The sequence below is a fragment of the Streptomyces sparsogenes genome, from assembly GCF_001704635.1.
GTDB classification, from domain to species: domain Bacteria; phylum Actinomycetota; class Actinomycetes; order Streptomycetales; family Streptomycetaceae; genus Streptomyces; species Streptomyces sparsogenes.
Genome location: NZ_MAXF01000024.1, coordinates 31,889 through 55,250, shown reverse-complemented (window position 1 = coordinate 55,250; position 23,362 = coordinate 31,889). Strand labels below are relative to the sequence as shown.

Below are 23,362 nucleotides of genomic sequence, written 5' to 3'. Positions count from 1 at the left end.
GGTCCGGCGGCGTCGTCCGTCGGATCAGCCCTTCACGCCGTAGAAGCGGATCGGCGAGTTCGGCCTGAACCCGATGCGCGGATACACGGGGGCCCCGGCGGCGGTCGCGTGCAGCGTGGCGCGGGTCAGCCCGGTGGCCCGGGCGCCCTCGTACAGGGCCTTGCGCGTGACCGCCTCGCCGTAGCCTCTGCGCTGCCACTCCGGGTCCGTGGCGACGAGCACGACGAACAGTCGGCCTTCCGCCTCGACCGTAGCCGCGCACGTCACCGGAGTGTCGCCCCGCATGCCCAGGTAGGCGTACACCTCGCTCTTCCACAGCGCGGATCCGGCGAGTCCGTCGCGGCCGTCCTCCAAGGGGAAGCCGTAGGCACGCGAGTTGAGGTCCGCGTACGCCCGCAGGTGTTCATCGGACGTCACGCGGACGAACGTCAGATCGGGGTGGGCCGGCTCGGGCAGGGGAAGCAGGTCCCCGGCCATTCCGGTACCGGGGAAGGCGTACTGGAGGCCCGCGCGCTCGGCCGCCGCCTCCAGCGCGGAGCCGGCCCCGTCGGCGAGAAGGTCCTCGAAGAGCCAGAGGAAGCCCGGCTGTCGCTTCGAGCGCATAATGTCCGCGGCCTGGCTCAGACGCTGTCCCAGGTGCTCCGCGTCCGACCCCACGTCGGTCAGGGTGACGCAGTTCCAGAAGGCGAACCGGCAGTCCGCCCAGCGGACGGCGATCCCCGGAAGGTCGCGCACGTCCGCCCCCGCGTCGCGGTCGAGCACCATGGCGCGCCAGACCGCGGCGAGCTGCTCCATGGATTCGATGGATTCCGCGCGATCGGTCACCGTGGCCCCGCTCGTCGTTGAGGTGGTGGAGGTCGTTCAGGCCGTAGGAGCCTACCGCTGCCGACGGGGGGCGGGGCGGGGACGCTAGCCTCGGAGGATGATTACCTGCGTCGTCGAGTACGTGATCGACCCGGCGAAGATCGAGGCGTTCGAGCGGTTCGGGCGCCGCTGGATGGAGCTGGTCGACCGCCATGGCGGCACGCACCACGGCTACTTCCTGCCGTCCGAGGGCGCCAGCGACAAAGCACTGGCCTTGTTCAGCTTCCCCAGCCTCGCCGCGTACGAGGAGTACCGGACGCTGTTCGGCAAGGACCCCGAGTTCATCGAGGCGGACCGGATCAGGGACGAAAGCGGCTGCGTCCTGCGCTACGAGCGCACATTCATGCGGCCCCTGCTGCCCGACGCTCCCTAGCCCTGCCCCTGCCTCGCCCGCCATCTCACCCCGTGAGAGGGGAAGATCCGTCGCCGATTACGCTGCCGTCCATGGCCGACCCGCATCCCGTCACCCCCGAACGCGACGACGCCACCTCCGAGCGCGAGGACGTCACCTCCGAGCGCGAGGATGTCGCCGCCTTCCGTGCCGAGGTGGGGCTCGACCACCTCATCGACGTCCACACCCACTTCATGCCGCAGCGCGTCCTGGACAAGGTGTGGGCGTACTTCGACGCGGCGGGTCCTCTCACGGGTCGCGCCTGGCCGATCACCTACCGGCGCGAGGAGCAGGAACGCCTCGATGTGCTGCGCGGCTTCGGGGTGCGCGCCTTCACCGCGATGCTCTACCCGCACAAGCCCGGCATGGCCCGCTGGCTCAACGACTGGGCCGCTGACTTCGCCGCCCGTACCCCCGACTGCCTGCACACCGCGACCTTCTACGCCGAGCCGTGCGCCCTCGACGACGTACGCCGCGCCCTCGACCAGGGCGCGCGCGTCTTCAAGTGCCACCTCCAGGTCGGCGACTTCGACCCCAACGACCCGCTGCTCGACGCGGTCTGGGCGGTGCTCGCCGAGCGCGGCATACCCGTGGTCACCCACTGCGGCTCCGGCCCCATCCCAGGACGTCACACCGGGCCCGGGCCGATCGGCGCGCTGCTGGCCCGCCACCCCGCCCTGCGGCTGGTCGTCGCCCATCTCGGCATGCCGGAGTACGCGGAGTTCCTCGACCTGGCCGAGCGGTACGAGCACGTCATGCTCGACACCACCATGGTCTTCACCCCGTTCGTCGAGGCCGACATGCCCTTCCCGCGCGCCGAGCTGCCCCGCCTCGCCGACCTGCGGGAGAAGGTCCTGCTGGGCACCGACTTCCCCAACATCCCCTACCCGTACGCCGACGCCCTGCGCGCCCTGCGGGACACCGGACTCGGCGCCGACTGGCTGCGCGCGGTCTGCCACGACAACGCCGCCCGCCTCTTCGGCCTCTGAACAGCCCCCGCGCCCGCCCGACCGTCCCGCTGTCGGACCCATGCGTCAGGATTTCCCCATGGAGACGACAGCGGGCGGGCTGGTGACGGCGCGGGCCGAGGTGGCGGCCCTGGACGACTACGGCGTGGGGACCGCGCTGAGCGGGCTCGTCGACGGCCCGGGGTACTGGACCCGTGACGGCTCCCTGGCCGCCATCGAGCGGACCGGGCGCTATCTGGCCGGGACCTGGGAGCCCTCCCGGCCGGACGGCGACCCGGGGAAGGCGGGCGAGGGTTCCTGGGCGCGGTTCATCGGGCGGATCGGCGCCGTGGCGCTGCGCGCCGCCGCGCCGTCCACCCGCGAGGAGCGCCGCGAGCGGCTGCTGGCGCTGCTGGAGTTCTGGGCGGAGAGCCCCTTCGCCGACCCGGCGGCCCGGCTGCGCACCGGTGTGGTGCGGGTGGCGGAAGGCGCCCCGGAAGCGGTGCGGGACGAGCGGGGGGCCGCCGTCGCGGTGGGCTGGGCCGGGTCGGGCAGCCGCCGGTTCGTCGAGCTGCGCACCGGCGAGGCGGAGCCGCCGAGCCTGGGGACCGTCGAAGAGGCGCGTGACGTGCCGCGCGGCTGGGGCAGCGCCGAGCAGCTGCGCCGGCTGGTGGGCCTGGTCCGGGAGCGGGGGCCGGCGCCCTGGGACCCCGAGGCCGTGGGCGTGCTGGGCGAGGGCACGGGCCTGGGGCGCGCGGCGGCGTCCCTGGCGCTCGCGGGGCTCCTGGAGCGGTCCTACGTCCCCTTCCTCGACGCACACGAGCGCGAGGTGCTGCGGCTCAAGGTCGCCGAGGCCGACGACGGCGCGTCCGAACTGGCGCGGCAGACCTCGCTGGAGCGCCTCGAGCTGCTGGCGGACGTGCTGCCCGAGGACCCGGCCGAGCTGTGGGAGCCGGGCGGGATGCGCGCGGTGGCGGAGCGGCTGGCCGAGGGGTGGCGGGCGCGGCGCGGCCGGCGGGCCGTGGTGCCGCAGCGCACGCTCGACGCGGTCGTGGAGCTGGGGCTGCTGCGGCTGTCCGCCGCCGAGTTCTGCGCGGCGTTCACCCAGCCCGGGGCCGAGCCGGGGCTCGACGCCCCCCTCGACACCTGGATCAGGAACAGCGAGCACGGTCCGCTGCTCACCGACGCCCGCTGGGACGTGGTGAGGTTCCAGGAGCGCCTGCACACCGTCGTCCCCCACCTGTCCTGGGTGTACGCCGAGCTGCCCGCCGGCGATCCGGTCCGCGACGGGGCGCCCGGCTTGGTGCGGCTGCTGCTGGAGCGCCTGGAACACCCGGGGCTGCTGCTGCGCGCCGGGCGCCCCGCCGCCGGCGTCGGGCGGACGGTCGCGGACCTGCACGAGCGGTTCGGCTTCCGGCCGTACGCGGGCCCGGAGCGGCTGGACGTCGCGAGCATCGACGACGGGCTGACCGTCGTCACGGACGGCGCGGTCGACCGCAGGGGATACCGGTCCCCGCCCAAGCTGTACTTCCGCCCCGCGTACTTCGGCGACGACGAGCGCTCCCGGACCCTGGCGGCCGCGATATCCGACTCCGGGGGATCTCTGGACGACCTCCCGCTCGTGGAGTGGCTGCGCGGCCCCGCCTGCGCGCGCATCGTCGAGCGGATCGAGAGCGCCGCGCTGCCGGCCGGGGCGTACGAGAGCAATCCGGCGGCCTCCGCGCCCGAGGTGGTGGCCCGGGTCGCCGGGAGCCTCGGCGTCGAGGAGGATCCGGCGGCGCTCTACCTCCAACTGCTGGCCCTGCCCGCGCCGACCGACCGGAACGTCCGCGCCTGGAACGGGTGGAAGGCCGACCGGCACCAGAAGGCCGCCGCCGTGCTGGTCGAGCGCGGCCTGGTCGTGGAGGACAAGCGACCCCGGGCGGGCCGCAAGGTCTTCCTGCCGGGCGAGTGGATCCACGCCAAGAAGCCCTACCAGCCGATGGAGGCGTGGAAGGCGGAGCTGATCGGGGTGGCGCGCTCCTACAACGGGCGCCTGGAGAACCCCCTGCCGCTGCCCACCCGCACGCTTCCCGAGCTGTTCGCCCAGGCCTGGGCGCTGGTCGAAAACGGAAGCGGTCCCTCCATGTAAAGATCTTGTGCATGACACAACTAAGTGATTTTCTGTCCGGCGAGGCCATACGGCTCGATGTCCGGGCGGCCGACTGGCGGGAGGCGATCGGGGTCGCGGGCGGCCTCATGGTCGCGGCGGGCGTCGCCACCGGGGACTACACCGCCGAGATGATCGCCAACGTCGAGGACAACGGCCCCTACATCGTCATAGCCCCCGGCCTGGCGTTCGCCCACGCCCGGCCGTCCCCGGCGGTGCTCAGAACCGGCATGTCCTGGGTGCGGCTCGCCGAGCCGGTCGAGTTCGGCCACGAGTCCAACGACCCGGTCGAGCTGGTCGTCGCCCTCGCCGCGAAGGACTCCGCCGCGCACACCTCGGCCATGGCCGCCCTGGCGCGGCTGCTGGGCGACCCGGACACCGCCGCCGCGCTCGCGGCCGCGCCCACGCCCGGGGCGCTGCTCGCCATCCTCACCGGGGGCGCCGAGCCGGGGCCCGCCGCCCCCGCCCCCGCTGCCGAGAGCGCTCCCGCCGCCGGAGGTGCTTCCTCCGCCGCCCCCGCTTCGTCCCTGCACAAGATCCTGACCGTCTGCGGCAACGGCGTCGGCACCAGCCTGTTCCTCAAGAACACCCTGGAACAGGTCCTGGACCGCTGGAAGTGGTCGAAGTTCGTCACCGTGGAGGCGACCGACACCATCTCGGCCAAGGGCAAGGCCTCCGAGGCCGTCGCCCTGCTCACCTCCCGGGAGATCGCCAAGACCCTGGGGGACGTGGGGCGGCCGGTGAAGGTCGTCCAGGACTTCACCAGCACCGCCGAGGTGGACGCGGCACTCCGCGACATCTACGACGTCGACACCCGCGCCGCCGACACCCACGACGCCTGACGACGAGGAAGCGAAGAACATCATGGGCTGGCTTGTCGCTGTCGCGAAGTTTCTCGTCAACGAGATTCTGAGCGAACCCGCGTATCTGATCGGCATCATCACCGCCGTCGGACTCATCGCGCTCAAGAGAACCACCGGGCAGATCGTCGGCGGCGCCATCAAGGCGACCCTCGGCTTCCTGCTGATCGGCGCCGGCGCGGGGCTGGTCACCGGCTCCCTCGCCCCGCTGGGCACGATGATCCAGGGCGCCACGGGCGCTCATGGCGTCATCCCCACGAACGAGGCCATCGTCGGCATCGCCCAGGACCGGTTCGGCTCCCGCGTCGCGTGGCTGATGATCCTGGGCTTCGTGGTCAGCCTGCTGCTGGCCCGCTTCACCCCGCTGCGCTATGTGTTCCTGACCGGACACCACATGCTCTTCATGGCCACGCTGCTGACCGTGGTGCTGGCCGGCACCGGGCAGTCGACCTTCGCGGTGGTCGCGGTCGGCGGGGTGCTGCTCGGCATCATGCTGGTCGCCATGCCGGCGTTCGCGCATCCATGGACCAAGCGCGTCACCGGGAGCAACACCGTGGCCATCGGCCACTTCGGCACCGCCGGCTATGTGGTGGCGGGCGCGGCCGGGAAGGTGGTCGGCAAGCGCAGCCGCAGCACCGAGGAGATGAAGCTGCCCGAGGGGCTGCGCTTCCTGCGCGACTCGATGGTGGCCACCGCCCTGTCCATGCTGCTGATCTACCTGGCCATGGCGGTGGTCTTCCTCGCCAAGGTCGGCAAGGAGCAGGCGTTCAAGGCGTTCGCGGGCGCGGGCGGCGGCGCGCCGGCCACCGATGTCGGCAACTACCTGATGCAGTCCGTGATGCAGGGGCTCCAGTTCGGCATCGCGGTCGCGGTGATCCTCTTCGGTGTCCGTACGATCCTCGGCGAGCTGGTCCCCGCCTTCCAGGGCATCGCGGAGAAGGTGGTGCCGGGCGCGCTGCCCGCGCTGGACGCGCCGATCGTCTTCCCGTACGCGCAGAACGCGGTGCTGATCGGCTTCCTCGCCAGCTTCACCGGCGGGCTGGTCAGCCTGGGCCTGCTCACCTGGATCTTCAACCCGGCCTTCGGCCTGGCCCTGGTGCTGCCGGGCCTGGTCCCGCACTTCTTCACCGGCGGCGCGGCCGGGGTGTACGGGAACTCGACCGGCGGCCGGCGCGGCGCGGTCGTCGGCGCCTTCCTCAACGGGGTGCTGATCACCTTCCTGCCCGCCCTGCTGCTCAAGGTGCTCGGCGCGTTCGGCGACCAGAACACCACCTTCGGCGACGCGGACTTCGGCTGGCTCGGCGCCCTCATCGGCAACGCGGGCAAGGCAGGCGGCGCCCCCGGACTGGTGATCATCCTGCTGATCGGGTTCGCCGTGCTGGGCGCCGCCATCGTGATGCAGAAGCGGGTGGTCGAGACCGGCTGGGACCCGGGCGCCGCCCGCGACGCCGCGCTGGGCCGGGAGACGGCGCCGGGCCGGGAGGCGGAGCCGGCGGGAGAGACCACGGCGGGCCCCGCCTCCTACCCGAAGATCGCCCCGCCCGCCGGCGCCCCCGCGCCCCCGCCGCCGCCCCGCTGACGCCCGGGCGCCGGGGTCACTTCACCTCCGCCGGGCACACCAGCCTCCGCCGGTGGTCCACCGTCCGCTCCGGCCCGGTCAGCGTCAGCGGCAGGGTGTGCCGTACGTCGGCGTCGGCGCTGGAGGCGGCCAGGCGCAGCTCCAGCGGGCCGGGTTCGACGACGCGGCCCCCGTCGGGCGCGCCCGGGTAGGAGGCCAGGTCGGCGTGGAAGGTGAACTGGACCTCGGCGCTCTCGCCGGGCGCCAGCGGGACCCGCGCGTAGCCGATGAGCCGGGTGACCGGGCGGACGGCGCGGGCCACGGGCTGGTGCAGATAGAGCTGCACCACCTCGGTGCCGGGCCGCTCGCCCGTGTTGCGGACGGTCAGGCGCAGCGCGGTCTCGCCGTCGGTGGCCAGGGTGGCCGCGTCCGCCTCCGGGGCCTCCCAGACGAAGGTGGTGTACGACAGGCCGTGGCCGAAGGGGTGCAGCGGGGTGGGGTCCACGGTGCTGGCCCCGCCGTGCAGCCCCAGCGGCGGCTGGAGGTACGTCCAGGGCTGGCCGCCGGGCCCGTACGGGACGCTGACGGGCAGCCGGCCCGAGGGGTTCACGCGGCCGGAGAGCACCCCGGCGACGGCCGGGCCGCCCTCCTCGCCGGGGAAGAAGGCCTGGACGGTGGCGGCGAGCAGGTCCGACCAGCGGCCGAGCGCGTACGGGCGCCCGGTCAGCAGGACCAGCACCACGGGGGTGCCGGTGGCCAGCAGGGTGTCGAGCAGGGCGCCCTGCTCCCCGGGCAGTTCGAGGTCGGCGGCGTCGCAGCCCTCGCCCGAGGTGCCCCGGCCGAACAGGCCGGAGAGGTCGCCGAGCACGGCCACGCACACATCGGCGTCCGAGGCGGCGCGGGCTGCCTGCGCCAGCCGGCTCTCGGCGGCCACGGCGGCCGAGGCGCCCGTCGCGGCGGCGGCCCCGGTGGCCGGTCCGGGCGGGGCGCAGCCCTCGGCGTGGGTGATCCGCGCGTCGGGGAGTTCGGCGCGCAGCGCGGCGAGCAGCGTCGGCACGTCGATGCCGATCGGCAGCTCCGGGTGCTCGATGCCCACGTGCCGGGGGAAGGTGTAGCAGCCGAGCATCGCGGCGGGGTCGTCGGCGAGCGGCCCGACGACCGCGATCCGGGCCCCGGGCGCGAGCGGCAGCACCTGGCGGTCGTTGGCGAGCAGCACCACCGACTCCTCGGCGAGCTGTCGGGCCACCTCCCGCATCACCGGCGGGTCCAGGTCCACCGTCTGGGGCAGCGCGGGCGGAGTGGCCGACCAGTCCGGGTCGAGCAGCCCCAGTTCGCACTTCTGCCGCAGCACCCGCAGCGCCGCCCGGTCCACCAGCGCCTCGTCCACCTCCCCGGCCCGTACGGCGTCCCGCAGCGGCGTGGCGAAGCAGCGCACGGCGGGCAGCTCCACGTCCACGCCGGCCGCCAGCGCGAGCCCGGCGGCGCGCGCCGGGGAGTCGGCGACGCGGTGGTTCAGCTCCAGGAAGGAGACCCCGAAGTAGTCGGAGACGACGGTGCCGGTGAAGCCCCAGCACTCGCGCAGCAGTTCCGTCAGCAGCCAGGGGTTGGCCGCCGACGGGACGCCGTCGAGGTCGTTGTAGGCGTGCATGACCGAGCGCGCCCCGCCCTCGAGCACGGCCATCTCGAACGGCGGCAGGATGACGTCGGCCAGCTCGCGCGGGCCGATGGAGACCGGCGCGTGGTTGCGGGCGCCGCGCGAGGCCGAGTAGCCCGCGAAGTGCTTGAGGGTGGCGACGATCCCGGCCGACTGAAGGCCGCGCACATACGCGGTGCCGATGGTCCCGACCAGGTACGGATCCTCGCCGATGGACTCCTCCGTACGCCCCCAGCGCGGGTCGCGCACCACGTCCACGACGGGGGACAGGCCCTGGTGGATGCCCACCGCCCGCATGGAGGCGCCGATCAGCTCGGCCGCCCGGCCGACCAGCGCCGGGTCGAAGGTGGCGCCCCAGGCCAGCGGGGTCGGGAAGACGGTCGCGCCCCAGGCGGCGAAGCCGGTCAGGCACTCCTCGTGGGCGACGGCCGGGATCCCGAAGCGGTTGCCGGCGGCGATCCGCGCCTGGGTGCGGGCGAGGGCGGCGGCGCCCTCGCCCGGCTCGACGGGGGCGGTGCCGAACGGGCGGGTCAGCTGGCCGAGGCCGTGGGGGAGCAGGGCGTCGAGGTCCACGTCCTCGTTGACCTCGTGCTGGAGCGGGGCGACGTCCTCGCCCTCGGTGGACCCGGAGCCCGGCCAGACCCCGGCGAGTTGGGCGAGCTTCTCCTCCAGGGTCATCCGGGAGAGCAGGTCCGCGGCGCGGTCTTCGGCGGGGAGGGAGGTGTCCTGCCAGGGGTGAGGCATGAAGCTCCTTGTCTCAGGCTGTTCGCCGGGGTCGGTCACTTGCCGCCCACGCCCATCAGGCCGTTGATCAGCTGACGGCGGGCGAAGAGGTAGACGACGAAGATCGGGACGATGGACAGCACGACCGCGGTGAGCAGCGCCGGGGTGTCCACCCGGAACTCGCCGACGTAGTCGTACAGGCCCAGGGTCAGCACCCGGTTCTCCCGGGACTGGGTGAGGATCAGCGGGAACATGAAGCCGTTCCACGCGTGCAGGGCCGAGTACACGCCGACCGTGGAGATCCCCGCCCGCGACATCGGCACCACCAGTCGCAGCAGCACCCGGGTGGGCCCCGCCCCGTCCAGCGCCATCGACTCGTACAGCTCCTCGTCGATGTCGCGCATGGTGCCCGCCAGGATCAGCACGCTGACCGGGAGCGAGAAGGCGGCCGTCGGCAGGATCACCGCCAGCAGGGTGTCGTAGAGATGCAGCTTGGTGATCACCAGATAGATCGGGATGATCACCGCCTGGGACGGGATCGCCAGCCCCAGCAGGAAGATCTGGAAGACGCGCCGGGACACCCGGCCCCGAGCGCGCACGACCGCGTAGCCGACGGTCACCGACAGCACGATGACGAGGGTGGCGCACACGGCGGTGACGACCAGGGTGTTGCCCAGATAGGTGAAGAAGTGGCTGCTCAGCACCCGGTCGTAGTTGGCGAGCGTGGGGTGGGTGGGCAGCGACAGCGGACCGTCGTCGATATAGCCGTCGCGGGTCCGGAAGGTGGTGGCCACCAGGACGTACAGCGGGGCGCCGACGATGACCAGCCACAGCAGGGAGGCGAGACCGGCCGGGTAGTTGGGCCTTCGAGGGCCGCTCCTCCTCAGCAGCCGGGGCAGGCCCGCGCGGCGGGGCTTGGCCGGCGGCGCGACCTTGCCGGTCCCGCGGTCCGTCCCGGGCCGCTGGTGCAGCACGTCGGTCACAACCCCTCCCGGGTGCTGCGCATCGAGCTGAAGCCGGTCAGCCGCACCAGCAGCAGCGAGACGGCGGTGGCGACGACGACGAGGAGGGCCGCGACCGCGCTGGCGTAGCCGAGGTCGAAGGCCTGGAAGCCGTTCTTGTACATCAGGTACGGGACGATGCTGGTGTCCGTGCCCGGGCCGCCCTTGGTGAGGATCAGCACGGTGTCGAAGAAGGTCAGCGCGCCCACCACCATGATCACCGACGAGGTGACCACGGTGTTGCGCAGCTGGGGCAGCGTGATCGAGAAGAACTGGCGGACGGTGCCCGCCCCGTCGATGGCCGCCGCGTCGTAGAGCGAGCGCGGGATGGCCCGGGCGCCGCCCTGGTAGATCAGGGTGTGGAGGGGGATGAACTGCCAGGCGGTCACGAACAGGATGGCGCCGAAGGCGCCCTGGGAGTCGCCCAGCAGGTCGCCGTCCGCGAAGCCGAGGGTGGGCCCGATCTCGGCGATGAGGCCGAAGTTGGGGTCCAGTAGCTGCTTCCAGACCAGGGCGAGGGCCACGGAGGACGCCAGCAGCGGCAGGAAGAAGATCGCCGACAGCACGGCGCGGTTGCGCTGCCGCCCGGCCGCCCACACGCCGAGCAGCAGCGCGATCGGGGTCTGGACCAGCCAGGTCAGGACGGTCAGCAGCAGGCTGAGCCAGACCGCCTGGTGCATGTCCGGGTCGTGCCACAGCCGGGACCAGTTGTCGGTGCCGGTCCAGTGGGGGGAGCCGATGCCGTCCCACTCGGTGAAGGCCAGATAGCCGACCAGCAGCATGGGGAGGACGGCGAAACACGCGAAGAACAGCACCCCGGGGAGCGCCCAGACCGCGCCGGGGCGGCCCACGGCGTCACGGCCCACGCCCTTGCCGGACGCCCTCCTGCCGCCGCCCTTGCCGACGGCGACCTTGCCGCTGCCGCCCTTGCTGACGGCGCCCGTCATTACTTGATGTCCTTCTTCAGCGCCGCGACGAACCCGGTCGGGCTCAGCTGCCCGTTGAACAGCTTCTGGATGTCGGTGTGCAGCGACGGCGTGTTCTTGGCCGACAGCGCCTGGTCCCAGGAGAGGGTGAAGCTCGGGGCCTCACGCACCATGTCGTACTGGAACCGCGCGTAGGCGGGGTTCTCGTGCTCGTTCAGCAGCGAGGTGGCGTCGGAGGTCGTGGGCACGTCGCCGTTGGCTATCAGGTCCTTGGCGTAGTCCTGCTTGGCGGCGAACTTCACGAACTCGATCGCGGCGGTCTTCTTCTTCCCCTTGAGCTTGGCGTTGACGGACCAGTAGTTGGTCGGGTTGCCCACCACGTTCTTCGGGTCGCCCTTGCCGCCCGGGAGGGCCGGGAAGGTGGTCCAGCCGAGCCCCGACTTGGCGAAGTCCGGCTGGTTCGCCTTCTGGTTGGCGTACTCCCACGAGCCCATCAGGTGCATCGCGGCCTTGCCCTTGGCGAAGAGCGTGGAGGCCCCGTCGGCCGTGTAGTTGACCGACTTGTAGTTCTTGCCGAAGGCGCCCCGGTCGACCAGGCTCTTGATCGTCTCGGCGGTCTTCAGCACGGCCGGGTCGTCCCACCCGGAGGCGTCCCCGTTCTGGATCTTCTTGAAGACCCCGGCGCCGCTGTACCGGTCCACCAGGTACTCCACCCACATCAGCTCGGTCCAGGGGTCGGTGCCCGCGAGCGCGAAGGGGGTGACGCCCTTCTTCTTGAAGGTGTCCACGAGCCCCAGCAGGTCGTCCCAGGACTTGGGGGGCTGCGCGCCCGCGTCCTGGAACACCTTCTTGTTGTAGAAGAGGATCACCGGCTGCATGCCGCGCATCGGAATGCCGTAGTACGTGTCGTTCACCGCACCCGCCTCGAGGATGGTGGGGATGAACGCCTTCTTCAGCTCCGGGTCCTTCTCCAGCGTGGGGCCGAGGTCGACCAGCATGCCCTCCTTGGCGAAGTCGCTGATGCTGCCGCCGCCCCAGTTGAAGAAGACGTCCGGGGCGTTGGGGGTGCCCATGGAGGTGCGCATCTTGTCCGTGTAGCCGTCGCCCGGCACCTCGGTCAGGTTGACCTTCACCTCGGAGGTCTTGTTGAACCGCTTGACGACCGCGCGCTGCACCTTGGTCGAGGCGTCGCCGTAGACCCAGACGTCGAGGGAGTCGTCGTCCGAGCCGCCGGGGCCGGAGCTGCCGCAAGCGGTGAGGGTGGTGGTGGCCAGGAGCAGTGCGGCGGCGAGGGTGGATGCCCGGAGCATCGACCGTGACCTGGGGGTACGCATCGTCATCGTCGCGTTTGCCTTCCGGAAGAAGCCCGATAATTCTCGGAAGTGATTGCGTGGACGCTATGAGGGCGCTGATGCGGTGTCAAGAGGTCGAACAAACGGGAGGCTTCGCCGCCGGAACGCGGTGTGCGGGACGGCTCAGGAAGAACCTCCGGGCGCGGCCGTGCTCGGCGGGGCCGTGCTGGCGCGGACGACCAGCGCCGTGGCCAGTTCCACCCGGGGCGACTCGACCTCCTCGCCGCGCGCCTGCCGCAACACCGTACGGGCGGCCAGCTTGCCCATCTCCGCGAGCGGCTGGCGCACCGTCGTCAGCGGCGGGGCCGACCAGCGGACTTCCGGAAGGTCGTCGAAGCCGACGACGCTCACGTCCTCCGGCACCCGCAGCCCCCGGCGGCGCAGCGCCTCGATCGCGCCCAGCGCCATCTGGTCGCTGGAGGCGAACACCGCGGTGGGCGGGGTGTCGGTGTCCATGAGCCGGTCGCAGCCCACGAATCCGGACTCGTGGTAGAAGTCGCCCTGCGCGACCAGCGCCTGGTCGTACGGCACCCCCGCGGCCTCCAGGGCGGCCCGGTGGCCGTCCAGCCGGGCCCGGCTGCACAGCAGCCGCGGCGGGCCGGCGATGAAGCCGATCCGGCGGTGGCCCAGGCCCAGCAGATGTTCGGTCGCGGCCATCCCGCCCGCCCAGTTGGTCGCCCCGATGGTGGGGGCGTCCAGGGCGGGGGAGCCGGCCGGATCGACCACCACGATCGGCACGTTCAGCCGCCGCAGCTCCTCGTGCAGCACCGGTTCCAGTACGGAGGTCACCAGGATCACCCCGTCCGAGGCGCGCGCCCGCAGGTTCTTCATCCACTGCCGCGCGGCCCCCGCCCGGCCGTGGATGGCGGAGACCACGGTGCCCACGCCGTCCTGGTGGGCGACCTCCTCCACGCCCCGGATGATCTCCACCGCCCAGGGGCTGTCCAGGTCGTTGAAGACCAGGTCCACCAGGGCGGCGCGGCCGCCCGGGGCGGCCTGCCGGCGGCGGTAGCCGTGCCGCCGCAGCAGGTTCTCCACCCGGGCCCGGGTCTCGGGCGAGACGTCCGAACGCCCGTTGACCACCCGCGAGACGGTGGGCACCGAGACCCCCGCCTCCTGTGCGATGGCCGTGATCGTCACCCTGGACCGGGCGCCGCTCTCGGCCCCCGCGCTCTCCGTAGCCATTTCCGCCTCCTCCGCTGACGGGAGTCGCCCCCGCCTTTAGCTTTCCGGGTGCACCCCTCGGAACCTTGCAGAAGTCTTCCGGAAAACCGGATCAGACGTGAAGGGGAACGAGGGACGTCCGTGAAGCTCAAGAGCTTACGCAGCACAGCGCTGGTGGCCTCGGCCGCGGCGGGCCCGTTCGGTTGGGCTAGCCGGGCTCGTCATGGATGGTCAGCGCTCCGGCGAGGTCGAGGTCGGCGCCGGTGCCGTGTGCCCCGGCGCGGACGAGCAGCACCGCGCCGAGCGCGGTGCTCCAGAACGTCCTGGTCTCCGCGCTGAGCGGTCGGCGGGTCCTCCAGCCGCGGCTGTCGAGGAGTTGGCTCACGAAACGTTCGGACTGCCGGAACAGCAACTGGAGGTGCCGGTCGACCACGGGGGCGAGTTCGGGCTTGGAGATCCCGGCGGCGAGTGCTCGCGCGACCGAGGGGAGCGAGGGCATGGCCAGTACGGCGCGGGCGATGTTGCGTCGAAATGCCGCCGCGTCGGGGGCTTGGCGACCGATGCGCTCAATCCGTCGGGCGTCGTGCAGCAAGCCGAGGAAGGCGGCGTGCACGAGCAGCGAGTCCTTGGAGCCGAAGTAGTAGGTGACCTGGTTGGGGAAGACGCCTGCCGCGTTCGCGATCTCCGCGACGCTCACCTCGGCGCCGGGCCGCTCCTTGCAGAGCCCCGCGGTTGCCTCGATCAGCCGGTGCCTCGTCGCGCGACCGCGGTCCCGCGACCGGGCCGGCGTCGATCGGGCTTCGGTTCGCTTCTTCTCCACGCCCTAATTGTATGTGATACAACAAGGCTCATTCACTTGTATGGCATACAAGAAAGGTTCATGGGCATGCACGGGACTGAAGTCGTCGTGACCGGACTCGGCGCGATCACGCCACTTGGCGGAGACGTCGAGTCCACCTGGGACGCCCTGCTCGCCGGCGAGTCAGGCCTCCGCCGCTGCGTCCTGCCGGGCCACGAGGACACCGGCCTTCCCGACACCGTCGCGGGCACCATGGCGATCGACCCCGCCGAGCCGCTGCCGCCGGTGCGGGCCAGGCGGCTCGACCGCTCGCAGCAGGCAGCCTTCACCGCGGCGGCTGAAGCCTGGGCCGATGCCGGCGCCCCGGAGGTGGACCCGGACCGGCTCGCATCGGCGATCGGCACGGGCATCGGTGGCGTCCGGACGCTGCTGAGGGAAGACGACGTACTGGAGGCGGCCGGGACACGGCGCGTCTCGCCACGCATGGTCCCGATGCTCATGCCCAATGCGGCGGCAGCGCTGATCAGCATCGAATACGGCGCGCGGGCCGGGGTCTACACGCCCGTCTCGGCGTGCTCCTCCGGTGCCGAGGCGATCGCCCTGGGGGCCAGGCTCATCCGTGCCGGCGAGGCGGACGTGGTCATCGCGGGCGGGACCGAGGCCGCGATCACCCCGGTCACCGTCGCCGGCTTCGTCCAGGCACAAGCACTGTCGCGGCACACCGCCGAGCCCGCCTCGGCGTCACGGCCGTTCGCCGCGGACCGCAGCGGATTCGTCCTCAGCGAAGGCGCGGCTGTCGTGGTGCTCGAAAGCGCCGAGCACGCCGGCGCCCGAGGCGCGCGCGTCCACGCGGCACTCGCGGGCGCCGGCATCGCCGCCGACGCCCACCACATCACGGCGCCCGCTCCCGACGGCTCCGGACAGACAGCGGCCATGCGGAAGGCCCTCGCGCAAGCCGGCCTGGCTCCCGAGCGGATCAGCCACATCAACGCCCATGCCACCGGGACTCCGGTCGGAGACATCGCCGAGGCACACGCGATCCGGGAGGTATTCGGCCGCGCCACCGTGACAGCGCCCAAGGCGGCGCTCGGCCATCTCTTCGGCGCCGCCGGCGCGATCGAAGCGCTCATCGCCGTCCTCAGCGTGGAGCACGGCGTCATCCCGCCGACCCGCAACCTCACCACGGCCGGCGTCGGTCCTGACATCGACCTCGATGTGGTCGCAGAGCGACGAGACGTCCCCCAAGAGGCCGTGCTCAGCAATTCCTTCGGCTTCGGTGGGCAGAACGTCTCACTCGTCGTCACCAGCGCCCGGCACCACGCGTCCCGAACGGTCTCGACCACACCATGACCCACACGACGCGCCCACGAAAAACATTCTCCCCGGGGTGTAAGAAATCGCGGTCCTCGACCACTGCCTGGTGAGAGAGCCGAGATGAGGAGACGGCGCGTGACCGACGCCCAACGCTTCCGGACCCTGTACGAGGAGTGCCATCCCCGTGTGCTCGCCTACGCCACCAGCCTGGTGGGCCGGCAGATCGGTGAGGACATCACCAGCGAGACCTTCACCGTCGCGTGGCGGCGGATGCGGGACGTCCCGGCGCAGCCGTTGCCGTGGCTGCTCGGGGTGGCCCGCAATCTGACCCGCGAGCTGCGGCGCCGCGACGGCAGGCAGTACGCCCTGGCCGTGGCGGAGGCGCAGCGCGTCATCACCTCGGGCGCCCAGGTGGACGACGTGGCCGCCGGGGTGACCGAGCGGGCGGCGGCGCTGCAGGCGCTGGCCGGGCTGTCGGACGCGGACCGCGAGGTGCTGACGCTGGTGGCCTGGCACGGGCTCGGCCCGCGACAGGCGGCCCGGGTCCTGGGCTGCTCCACCGCCACGTTCTCGGTGCGGCTGCACCGGGCCAGACGGCGGCTCGAGCGATCGGTGGACGCGATCGGGGGCGCGGCCCCCGGCGTTCCCCGCGTTCCCCGTGTCTCTCGTGACTCTTGCCCGACAGTGACAGCGAAGGAGCACTGACATGGCACGCAAGCGGCCCGATGTCATGAAGACGCTGGCGGACGCCCGGCCCCGGGAGCTCGACCCGGACCACCTGGCCGGCTCCGAACGCGCCCGGCACGATCTGATCGCCATCCTGGCCGGCGCCCCGGAGGGACCGGAGGGCCCCCGGTCCGCCCGGTCCGTACGGCCGTTCACGTGGCGGTGGGCGCTGCCCGTCGCGGCGACGGCGGCCGTGGCGGGGGTGCTCGTCGCCACCCTGCCGCAGGGCGGCTCGGACACCCGGGACGCCCACGGCTCGGGGGCCACCGGCGGACCCACCACCGGCAGTCCCCGGCACACCCCCGAGAACGGCCGCGTCGCGCTGCTGAACGTGGCCGCCCGGGTGGATCGCGCGGCGGACGAGGGCACGTACTGGCAGACGACCACGCGGTCGGCCTGGGTCGGCGTCGTCGACCACTCCGGCTCGCTCTTCGCGGTCGTCTCCTCCGAGACACAGCGGTGGTCCTTCGGGGTGCGGCCCGGCACACGGAGCCTGTGGGTCTCGGGGATCGACGCCACCACCCGGCCCCGTACCGAGCGCGACAAGGCGCGCTGGCGGGCCGCCGGATCGCCGGAGGAGCTGACGCTCGCCCACTCCGGGAAGGGCGGACGGCTCGGACTGCGGATGGAGGTGGGGGCGAGGAAGCGGCCGATGGTGGACCGGATCAACAGCGGCGACCGGATCGCGGCCCTCGGCCCGCGCAATGTGACCTACGAGGACCTGCGGAAACTCCCCGGCGACAGCACGAAGCTGGAGAAGGTGCTGGCGGACCTGTACGAGGAGGACGGCGGGAGCGAGATCCGGGGCCGCACCGAGTGGATGTGGCGGCAGGCGGCCAACCTGATCAACCTCCCGGTCAGGGCCGAGGTCCGGGCCGCCGCGTACCGGGTCATCGCGGGGCTGCCGGGCATCCGGTCGCTCGGCGAGGTGACCGACCCGCTGGGCCGCAAGGGAGCCGGCTTCGCCCTGCCCGCGACCGACCGGCCCGACTACGGGACGGCACGGTCGGAGCTGATCGTGGACCCGGCCACCGGGGCCCTGCTGTCCGACCAGGAGGTGCTGACCGAGCCGGACGCGAAGGCCGCCGAGGCGGGGCTCACGGCGGGCACGGTGGTGAACTACACGGCCACGGTGACGTCGGAGTGGACGGACCGGCAGCTGAAGACCCCCGAGCAACCCGAGTGACCGGTCGAGGCGAGCTGTAAGAACCGTCGGCCGGCGGCCATTTCCTTCTGAGAACACCAACCGAGCAGAACACCAACCGAGCAGAAGGAGCACCATGGCCAGAACCGCAGGGCGACCCGGAACCCGCCGGACGCGGCTTCGCAGGGCGGTCGCGGTGTGCGCGGTCGCACTCGGCACGGTCGGCGCCCAGGCGAGCGCCGCGCCCGCCACCGCGACCGGCCCCGCCACCCCCGCCCCCACGGCCGCCACCGCCACCCCCTGGAAGCTGCGGCTGCCGATGGGCGAGACCGTCTCGACGGAGTTCTGGGACGTCGCCTCGACCGGGGCCGGGGACGCCTGGGCGGTGGGCCGCAGGACGGACGGTGACGAGGGCGCCGCGCCCGTCATCAAGCACTGGAACGGCAGCGGGTGGACGGATGTGGCCCCCGCCTCCACCGGCGGCAAGGCCGCGCAGCTGGAGAAGGTCGCCGCCGCCGCGCCCGATGACGCATGGGCGGCCGGCTCGGTGATCGACAACACCACCACGCCGGTCCTGCTGGAGCACTGGGACGGCAGGAAGTGGACGAAGGTCGACCACGCCGCGCCCCCGGAGGGATGGGTGAGCTTCGTCGCCGACATCGCCCACTTCGGGGCCAGGTCGGCCTGGCTGACCAGCTTCGACTGGGACCCGGCGGGCAACGCCTACCACTTCCGCCTGGAGCGCTGGACCGGCTCCCGGTGGCAGAAGGTGTCCCTCCCCGCCGCGCCCGGGGGCGGACAGGTGCAGCCCTGGGACATCACCGGGACCGGCCCGGACGACGTGTGGGTCACCGCCGAGGCCGTGACCGGCGAGGTGTCCGAACCGCTGCTGTACCACTGGGACGGCGGCGGCTGGACGGTCCGCGAGGTGCCGACCCCGGCCGGGCACCCGACCGGCTGGGTGGCCAACCACGCCGTGGCCACCGGCCGTAACTCGGTCTACGTCCTCGGCAAGACCAACGACGCGCAGGCGCCCGAGGCCACCATGGCCGTCCGCTGGAGCGGCGGCCGCTGGCAGTCGCTGCCCGCGCTGCCCGTGGACGAGACGAACGCGGCGGGCGTGGACGGCGCCGGGCAGCTGTGGATCTCCGGCTGGGCCCCGGGCGACCGCCACGCCGTGCTGTCCCGCTGGACCGGTACGGCGTGGGCGACCGAGAGGCTGCCCGCCGGGGTCACCGAGCACAGCGAGATGTCCACGGTGTCCGGCATCGCCGGCGTCCCCGGGACGAAGGGCGTGTTCGCCGTGGGGACGGCCGGCTGCGCGAGCGACCCCGTCATGTGCGGGATCGTGGTCTCACGCGACCTGCGCTGACACCACGCCCAGGGCCGCGTCGAGGTCCGCGTCGAGGTCCGCGCCGAGGCCCGGGCCGAGGGCCTCGACCGGGCCCCCGGTGGTACGGGTCAGGTACGCCTGGACGGCGACCCCGTCGTCGTCCAGGCACCGCCCCGTCTCCAGGTCGAAGCGCTGCTTCAGCAGGGGCGAGGCGACGAACGGCCGCCCGCCCGCCGACCCCAGCAGCCCCCGCGACAGCACATACGCCCCGGTGAACGGATCGCGGTTGTCGATCGCGTACGCCCGCCCCGCGCGGTCCAGGAAGACCGCGACCTGGGCCCCGTCCGGCAGCAGCGCGGCCACCCCGCGCCCCGGCGTCAGGTCGGCGAGGTCGCACACGGCGAACCACCGCCGGTCGATCAGGAGTTCCACGCGGACCGCGGTCCGCTCGAGTGCCATGGTCATCGGCTTGCAGTCCCTTCGAGAGTACGGACGGGGATGCCGGGGCCGGACAGGATCGTCAGGTCCGGCTTCATCTGGTCGCGCTCGGGCACGAACCGCACCGTCGGGTCCGGCGCTCCGGGCGCGTTCACGAAGGACACGAAGCGCCGCAGCCGCTCCGGGTCCTCCAGGGTCTCGGCCCACTCGTCGCGGTAGCCCGCCACATGCTCGGCCATCAGCGCCTCCAGCTCGGCGCACAGGCCCAGCGAGTCGTCCACCACCACGTCCCGCACGTGGTCCAGCCCGCCCTCGATCCGCTCCAGCCAGGCGGAGGTGCGCTCCAGCCGGTCCGCGGTGCGGATGTAGAACATCAGGAACCGGTCGATGAGCCGGATGAGCTGCTCGTCGTCGAGGTCCTGGGCGAGCAGGTCCGCGTGGCGCGGGTCCGCGCCACCGTTGCCCCCGACGTACAGGTTCCAGCCGTTCGAGGTGGCGATCACCCCGAAGTCCTTGCCGCGCGCCTCCGCGCACTCGCGCGCGCAGCCGGAGACGGCCGACTTCAGCTTGTGCGGGGAGCGCAGCCCCCGGTAGCGCAGCTCCAGGTCGATGGCCATCCGGACCGAGTCCTGCACCCCGTAGCGACACCATGTCTGCCCGACGCACGACTTCACGGTGCGCAGCGCCTTGCCGTACGCGTGCCCCGACTCGAACCCGGCGTCCACCAGCCGCGCCCAGATCCGCGGCAGCTGGTCCACGCGGGCGCCGAACAGGTCGATCCGCTGCCCGCCGGTGATCTTGGTGTAGAGGCCGAAGTCGCGCGCCACCTCGCCGATGACGATCAGCTTCTCGGGGGTGATCTCCCCGCCGGGGATGCGCGGCACGATCGAGTACGAGCCGTTGCGCTGGAGATTCGCCAGGAAGTGATCGTTGGTGTCCTGCAGCGCGGCCTGCTCACCGTCCAGGACATAGCCGCTGGCGCCCACCGTCGGCGCGAGCGAGGCGATGATCGACGCCACGGTCGGCTTGCACACCTCGCAGCCGTCGCCGCTGCGCGCCTCCTCCCGGCCGTGGCTGTCCAGCAGCGCGGCGTAGGACGTGATCCGCAGCGTACGGACGATCTCGTACAGCTCGGCCCGGGTGTAGGAGAAGCAGCCGCACAGCCCCTTGTCGACGCTGACGCCGCTCGCCTCCAGCTCGTCGTTGACCAGCGTGGTCAGCGCCTTGACGCAACTGCCGCAGCCCGTGCCCGCCTTGGTGCACTTCTTGACCTCCGGGACGGTGGTGCACCGGTGCTCGGTGACCGCCGCGCGGATGGCGCCCTTGGTGACGTTGTGGCAGTTGCAGATGACCGCCTCGTCCGGCAGCGCGGAGGGGCCGATCGCGGCCGGTGCCCCGAGCCCGGCCGGCAGCACCAGCTGCTCCGGGGCGACCGGCGGCACCGAGCCGGTCAGCGGCCGCAGCATGCCGTACGCCTCGGCGTCGCCGACCAGCACCCCGCCGAGCAGCGCTCCGTCCGCGCCGATCACCAGCTTCTTGTAGACGCCCGCGCGGGAGTCGGAGTACACCACGTCCAGACAGCCCTCGGCGGTGCCGTGCGCGTCGCCGAACGAGGCCACGTCCACGCCCAGCAGCTTCAGCTTGGTGGAGGTGTCGGCGCCGGTGAAGCCGCCCTCGCCCGCGGCACTCGTCTCCGCGATGTCGTCGGCGGCCACCTGAGCCATCTCGTAGCCCGGCGCCACCAGCCCGTACACCCGGCCGTCGGCGGCCAGCGCGCACTCGCCGATCGCGTACACCGCCGGGTCGCTGGTGCGGCACCGCTCGTCCACCGCGACACCGCCGCGCTCGCCGACCGTCAGCCCGCAGTCCCGCGCCAGTTGGTCGCGCGGGCGCACCCCCGCCGAGAAGACCACCAGGTCGGTGTCGATCGACGAGCCGTCGGACAGGGCCATCGCGGTGACCGCGCCGTCCGCGTCCGCCGTGATCTCCTTGCCGCCGACACCGGTGTGCACGATCAGGCCCATGTCCTCCACGGTCCGGCGCAGCGCGGCGCCCCCGCCCTCGTCCACCTGGAGTGCCATCAGCCGCGGGTTGAACTCCACGATGTGGGTGGTCAGCCCCAGCCCCTTGAGCGCGCCCGCCGCCTCAAGTCCCAGCAGCCCGCCCCCGACCACGGTGCCGGACGAGCAGTTCCCGGCGTACTCCTCGATGGCCAGCAGGTCCTCGATGGTGCGGTAGACGAAGCAGCCCCGGCTGTCCTTGCCCGGAACCGGCGGCACGAACGGGTACGAGCCGGTGGCCAGCACCAGCGTGTCGTACGCGACGGTCAGCCCGGAGCGCGCGGTGACCGTGCGCGCGGCGCGGTCGATGCGCTCGGCGGGGTCCCCCAGGTGCAGCTCGATGCCGTGCCGGGCCATGAAGCCGTCCTCCACGAGGGAGAGGTCCTCGGGGGTCCGCCCGGCGAAGTACGAGGTGAGCTGGACGCGGTCGTACGCCGGGCGCGGCTCCTCGCACAGCACCACGACGCGGGCCCGCTCGGTGACGCCCCGCTCCGCCAGGGCCTCCAGGAAGCGCTGGCCGACCATGCCGTGGCCGATGAGCACGATGGTGGGGGCGGTGGCGGCTGTGGCGGTGTCGGGGTTCGGCGCGTTCTTGGGTGCGCTCATCGTCAGGAGCCTCCATCGTTGGTCAGCAGGTGGAGCAAGGGGGCGGAGGGGAGCGGCTCGTCACCCTCCCAGGTGCGGGCGAGCGCGCCGACGCTGCCGAGATCGCCGAGCAGGATGCCGCCGACGAGGCGGTCACCGCGGACCACGACCTTGCGGTACGCGTTCCGCGTGGCGTCGGCCAGGTGGACGACGTCGTCGCCGGGGGCGGGGGTGGTTTCGCCGAAGGCGGCGAGGTCGAGGGGGGCGAGGCCGAGGGGTCTGTGCGCGGCGGCGAGCGTGAGGCGGGTCAGGGTGCGGCTTCCCTTGTAGCGGGGGCCGGTTTCGTGGCCGTGTGCGGCCCGGTGGCCGAGAACACGCGCCAGCATGTCCGCCTGGTCCTGTGCCGGGCCGGCCAGGCCGTAGAGCACGCCGTCGTGTTCCGCGCAGTCGCCGATCGCGAACACCCGCGGGTCGCTGGTGCGCAGCTCGTCGTCCACGACGACGCCGCGCGCCACCTCGAGTCCCGCCGCGCGGGCCAGGCCCACGCGCGGCCGGACCCCGCAGGCGAGGACGACGAGATCGGCCTCCAGCGCGTATCCGTCCGCCAGTTCCACGGCGCTCACGGCGCTCACGGCGCTCCCGCCGACCGCCTTCCCGCCGCCGTCCGCCGTGCTTCCGCCGCCCTCCGGAGGCCGCGTCCGCAGCCCCCGTACCCGGCACTCCGTGTGGACCTCCACGCCCAGCGTCTCCACATGGCGCCGCAGCACCTCGGAGGCTCCCGCGTCGAGCTGCCGCTCCATGAGGTGTTCGCCCTGGTGGGCGAGGACCACCTGGGCGCCGCGCTGGGCGAGGGCCCGGGCCGCGGAGACGCCGAGCAGGCCGCCGCCGATGACCACGGCGCGCACGCCGGGGCGGACGGCGGCGGCGAGCGCCAGGCAGTCGTCCATGGTGCGGAAGGCGTGGACGCCGTCCGGCAGTTCGTGGCCGTGGGGCCCGAACAGTCCGCGCAGCGGCGGCAGCACCGGGTTGGAGCCGGTGGCCAGCACCAGCGAGTCGTACGGGACGCGGCGGCCGTCGTCGCACACCACCTCGCCCGGGTCCCGGTCGATCCGGACCGCGCGCACCCCGCCGAGGCGTCGGGCCGCGGCGGGGGCGGGGAGGGCGATGACGTCGGGGGCGTAGCGCCCGGCGAGGACCTCGGCGAGCAGCACCCGGTTGTACGCCGGGTGGGGCTCCTCCCCGATGACCGTCACCTCGACGCCGCCCTCGGCGGCCGTCGCGGCGAGCTGCTGCGCCAGCCGGGTCCCGGCCATGCCGCCGCCGACGACCACCACCCGGTGGCGGCTGTCCGGCTCCCTGTTCGCCCTCATGCCA

The 23,362-nt window shown here is 73.0% G+C and carries 19 protein-coding genes; 9 read left to right on the top strand and 10 right to left on the bottom strand.

Going from position 1 to position 23,362, the window contains the following annotated elements:
• Positions 1-24 precede the first annotated feature (24 nt).
• Positions 25-825, bottom strand: coding sequence for a GNAT family N-acetyltransferase (locus BBH68_RS04850; protein ID WP_065959047.1), 801 nt, complete (start codon positions 823-825; stop codon positions 25-27).
• A gap of 97 nt (positions 826-922) precedes the next feature.
• Between BBH68_RS04850 and BBH68_RS04845 the strand changes: the two genes are divergently transcribed.
• The 5 genes from BBH68_RS04845 (at position 923) to BBH68_RS04825 (ending at position 6,790) form a co-directional block, all read left to right on the top strand.
• Positions 923-1,237: an NIPSNAP family protein gene (locus tag BBH68_RS04845; protein WP_065959045.1), complete on the top strand. Its 315-nt coding sequence runs from the start codon at positions 923-925 to the stop codon at positions 1,235-1,237.
• 71 nt (positions 1,238-1,308) lie between these two features.
• A complete protein-coding gene (locus BBH68_RS04840; RefSeq protein WP_281182464.1) occupies positions 1,309-2,244 on the top strand; it encodes an amidohydrolase family protein in 936 nt (311 codons plus the stop codon).
• 58 nt (positions 2,245-2,302) lie between these two features.
• The gene (locus tag BBH68_RS04835; protein WP_065959044.1) at positions 2,303-4,333 is read left to right on the top strand and encodes a hypothetical protein; all 2,031 of its coding nucleotides are present in this window, start codon (positions 2,303-2,305) and stop codon (positions 4,331-4,333) included.
• A gap of 11 nt (positions 4,334-4,344) precedes the next feature.
• The gene (locus BBH68_RS04830; protein WP_065959042.1) at positions 4,345-5,193 is read left to right on the top strand and encodes a PTS sugar transporter subunit IIAB; all 849 of its coding nucleotides are present in this window, start codon (positions 4,345-4,347) and stop codon (positions 5,191-5,193) included.
• A gap of 22 nt (positions 5,194-5,215) precedes the next feature.
• Complete coding sequence (locus tag BBH68_RS04825; RefSeq protein WP_065959041.1) at positions 5,216-6,790, top strand: PTS ascorbate transporter subunit IIC; 1,575 nt, start codon at positions 5,216-5,218, stop codon at positions 6,788-6,790.
• 16 nt (positions 6,791-6,806) lie between these two features.
• Here the strand turns inward: BBH68_RS04825 and BBH68_RS04820 are convergent, their stop codons facing one another.
• The 6 genes from BBH68_RS04820 to BBH68_RS04795 form a co-directional block, all read right to left on the bottom strand.
• Positions 6,807-9,167, bottom strand: coding sequence for a beta-xylosidase/alpha-l-arabinosidase (locus BBH68_RS04820; protein ID WP_065959039.1), 2,361 nt, complete (start codon positions 9,165-9,167; stop codon positions 6,807-6,809).
• A gap of 35 nt (positions 9,168-9,202) precedes the next feature.
• Positions 9,203-10,129, bottom strand: a complete 927-nt coding sequence (locus BBH68_RS04815; RefSeq protein WP_065959038.1) for a carbohydrate ABC transporter permease — start codon at positions 10,127-10,129, stop codon at positions 9,203-9,205.
• Positions 10,126-11,094, bottom strand: coding sequence for a carbohydrate ABC transporter permease (locus BBH68_RS04810; protein WP_065959036.1), 969 nt, complete (start codon positions 11,092-11,094; stop codon positions 10,126-10,128). Before BBH68_RS04810 ends, BBH68_RS04815 begins: the two co-directional genes overlap by 4 nt.
• On the bottom strand, positions 11,094-12,383 hold the full coding sequence (locus BBH68_RS04805) for an ABC transporter substrate-binding protein (RefSeq protein ID WP_065959035.1): 1,290 nt from the start codon (positions 12,381-12,383) through the stop codon (positions 11,094-11,096). Before BBH68_RS04805 ends, BBH68_RS04810 begins: the two co-directional genes overlap by 1 nt.
• A 165-nt stretch (positions 12,384-12,548) precedes the next feature.
• Positions 12,549-13,610 (bottom strand): LacI family DNA-binding transcriptional regulator, encoded by a 1,062-nt coding sequence (locus tag BBH68_RS04800; protein ID WP_065959034.1) that lies wholly within the window; start codon positions 13,608-13,610, stop codon positions 12,549-12,551.
• 187 nt (positions 13,611-13,797) lie between these two features.
• Complete coding sequence (locus BBH68_RS04795; RefSeq protein ID WP_065959032.1) at positions 13,798-14,409, bottom strand: TetR/AcrR family transcriptional regulator C-terminal domain-containing protein; 612 nt, start codon at positions 14,407-14,409, stop codon at positions 13,798-13,800.
• Positions 14,410-14,475: 66 nt separating this feature from the next.
• Here BBH68_RS04795 and BBH68_RS04790 point away from each other — a divergent pair, with 66 nt between their 5' ends.
• From BBH68_RS04790 to BBH68_RS04775, 4 genes are all read left to right on the top strand, one after another.
• A complete protein-coding gene (locus BBH68_RS04790) occupies positions 14,476-15,738 on the top strand; it encodes a beta-ketoacyl-[acyl-carrier-protein] synthase family protein (RefSeq protein ID WP_065959082.1) in 1,263 nt (420 codons plus the stop codon).
• Positions 15,739-15,837: 99 nt separating this feature from the next.
• Complete coding sequence (locus BBH68_RS04785; protein ID WP_065959031.1) at positions 15,838-16,407, top strand: RNA polymerase sigma factor; 570 nt, start codon at positions 15,838-15,840, stop codon at positions 16,405-16,407.
• A 1-nt stretch (position 16,408) separates the two neighbouring features.
• Positions 16,409-17,614 carry a CU044_5270 family protein gene (locus BBH68_RS04780; protein WP_065959029.1) on the top strand — a complete coding sequence of 402 codons (1,206 nt, stop codon included), beginning with the start codon at positions 16,409-16,411 and terminating at the stop codon, positions 17,612-17,614.
• 94 nt (positions 17,615-17,708) lie between these two features.
• A complete protein-coding gene (locus BBH68_RS04775; RefSeq protein WP_065959028.1) occupies positions 17,709-18,944 on the top strand; it encodes a hypothetical protein in 1,236 nt (411 codons plus the stop codon).
• Here the strand turns inward: BBH68_RS04775 and nirD are convergent.
• The 3 genes from nirD to BBH68_RS04760 are packed head-to-tail and all read right to left on the bottom strand — an operon-like array spanning position 18,927 to position 23,358.
• Complete coding sequence (nirD, locus tag BBH68_RS04770) at positions 18,927-19,370, bottom strand: nitrite reductase small subunit NirD (RefSeq protein ID WP_079150805.1); 444 nt, start codon at positions 19,368-19,370, stop codon at positions 18,927-18,929. The two genes, BBH68_RS04775 and nirD, sit on opposite strands and share 18 nt — an antisense overlap.
• On the bottom strand, positions 19,367-22,009 hold the full coding sequence (gene nirB, locus BBH68_RS04765; protein WP_065959026.1) for a nitrite reductase large subunit NirB: 2,643 nt from the start codon (positions 22,007-22,009) through the stop codon (positions 19,367-19,369). Before nirB ends, nirD begins: the two co-directional genes overlap by 4 nt.
• Before the next feature lie 2 nt (positions 22,010-22,011).
• The gene (locus tag BBH68_RS04760) at positions 22,012-23,358 is read right to left on the bottom strand and encodes an NAD(P)/FAD-dependent oxidoreductase (protein ID WP_065959024.1); all 1,347 of its coding nucleotides are present in this window, start codon (positions 23,356-23,358) and stop codon (positions 22,012-22,014) included.
• Positions 23,359-23,362 lie beyond the last annotated feature (4 nt).

What these genes read in the sequence shown, in the direction of transcription:
- BBH68_RS04845 (WP_065959045.1), top strand. Translation starts at nt 923, where the DNA reads ATGATTACCTGCGTCGTCGAGTACGTGATCGACCCGGCGAAGATCGAG.
- BBH68_RS04800 (WP_065959034.1), bottom strand. Translation starts at nt 13,610, where the DNA reads ATGGCTACGGAGAGCGCGGGGGCCGAGAGCGGCGCCCGGTCCAGGGTG.
- BBH68_RS04825 (WP_065959041.1), top strand. Translation starts at nt 5,216, where the DNA reads ATGGGCTGGCTTGTCGCTGTCGCGAAGTTTCTCGTCAACGAGATTCTG.
- nirD (WP_079150805.1), bottom strand. Translation starts at nt 19,370, where the DNA reads ATGACCATGGCACTCGAGCGGACCGCGGTCCGCGTGGAACTCCTGATC.
- BBH68_RS04780 (WP_065959029.1), top strand. Translation starts at nt 16,409, where the DNA reads ATGGCACGCAAGCGGCCCGATGTCATGAAGACGCTGGCGGACGCCCGG.
- BBH68_RS04830 (WP_065959042.1), top strand. Translation starts at nt 4,345, where the DNA reads ATGACACAACTAAGTGATTTTCTGTCCGGCGAGGCCATACGGCTCGAT.
- nirB (WP_065959026.1), bottom strand. Translation starts at nt 22,009, where the DNA reads ATGAGCGCACCCAAGAACGCGCCGAACCCCGACACCGCCACAGCCGCC.
- BBH68_RS04835 (WP_065959044.1), top strand. Translation starts at nt 2,303, where the DNA reads ATGGAGACGACAGCGGGCGGGCTGGTGACGGCGCGGGCCGAGGTGGCG.
- BBH68_RS04760 (WP_065959024.1), bottom strand. Translation starts at nt 23,358, where the DNA reads ATGAGGGCGAACAGGGAGCCGGACAGCCGCCACCGGGTGGTGGTCGTC.
- BBH68_RS04820 (WP_065959039.1), bottom strand. Translation starts at nt 9,167, where the DNA reads ATGCCTCACCCCTGGCAGGACACCTCCCTCCCCGCCGAAGACCGCGCC.
- BBH68_RS04840 (WP_281182464.1), top strand. Translation starts at nt 1,309, where the DNA reads ATGGCCGACCCGCATCCCGTCACCCCCGAACGCGACGACGCCACCTCC.
- BBH68_RS04805 (WP_065959035.1), bottom strand. Translation starts at nt 12,383, where the DNA reads ATGCTCCGGGCATCCACCCTCGCCGCCGCACTGCTCCTGGCCACCACC.
- BBH68_RS04810 (WP_065959036.1), bottom strand. Translation starts at nt 11,094, where the DNA reads ATGACGGGCGCCGTCAGCAAGGGCGGCAGCGGCAAGGTCGCCGTCGGC.
- BBH68_RS04775 (WP_065959028.1), top strand. Translation starts at nt 17,709, where the DNA reads ATGGCCAGAACCGCAGGGCGACCCGGAACCCGCCGGACGCGGCTTCGC.
- BBH68_RS04790 (WP_065959082.1), top strand. Translation starts at nt 14,476, where the DNA reads ATGCACGGGACTGAAGTCGTCGTGACCGGACTCGGCGCGATCACGCCA.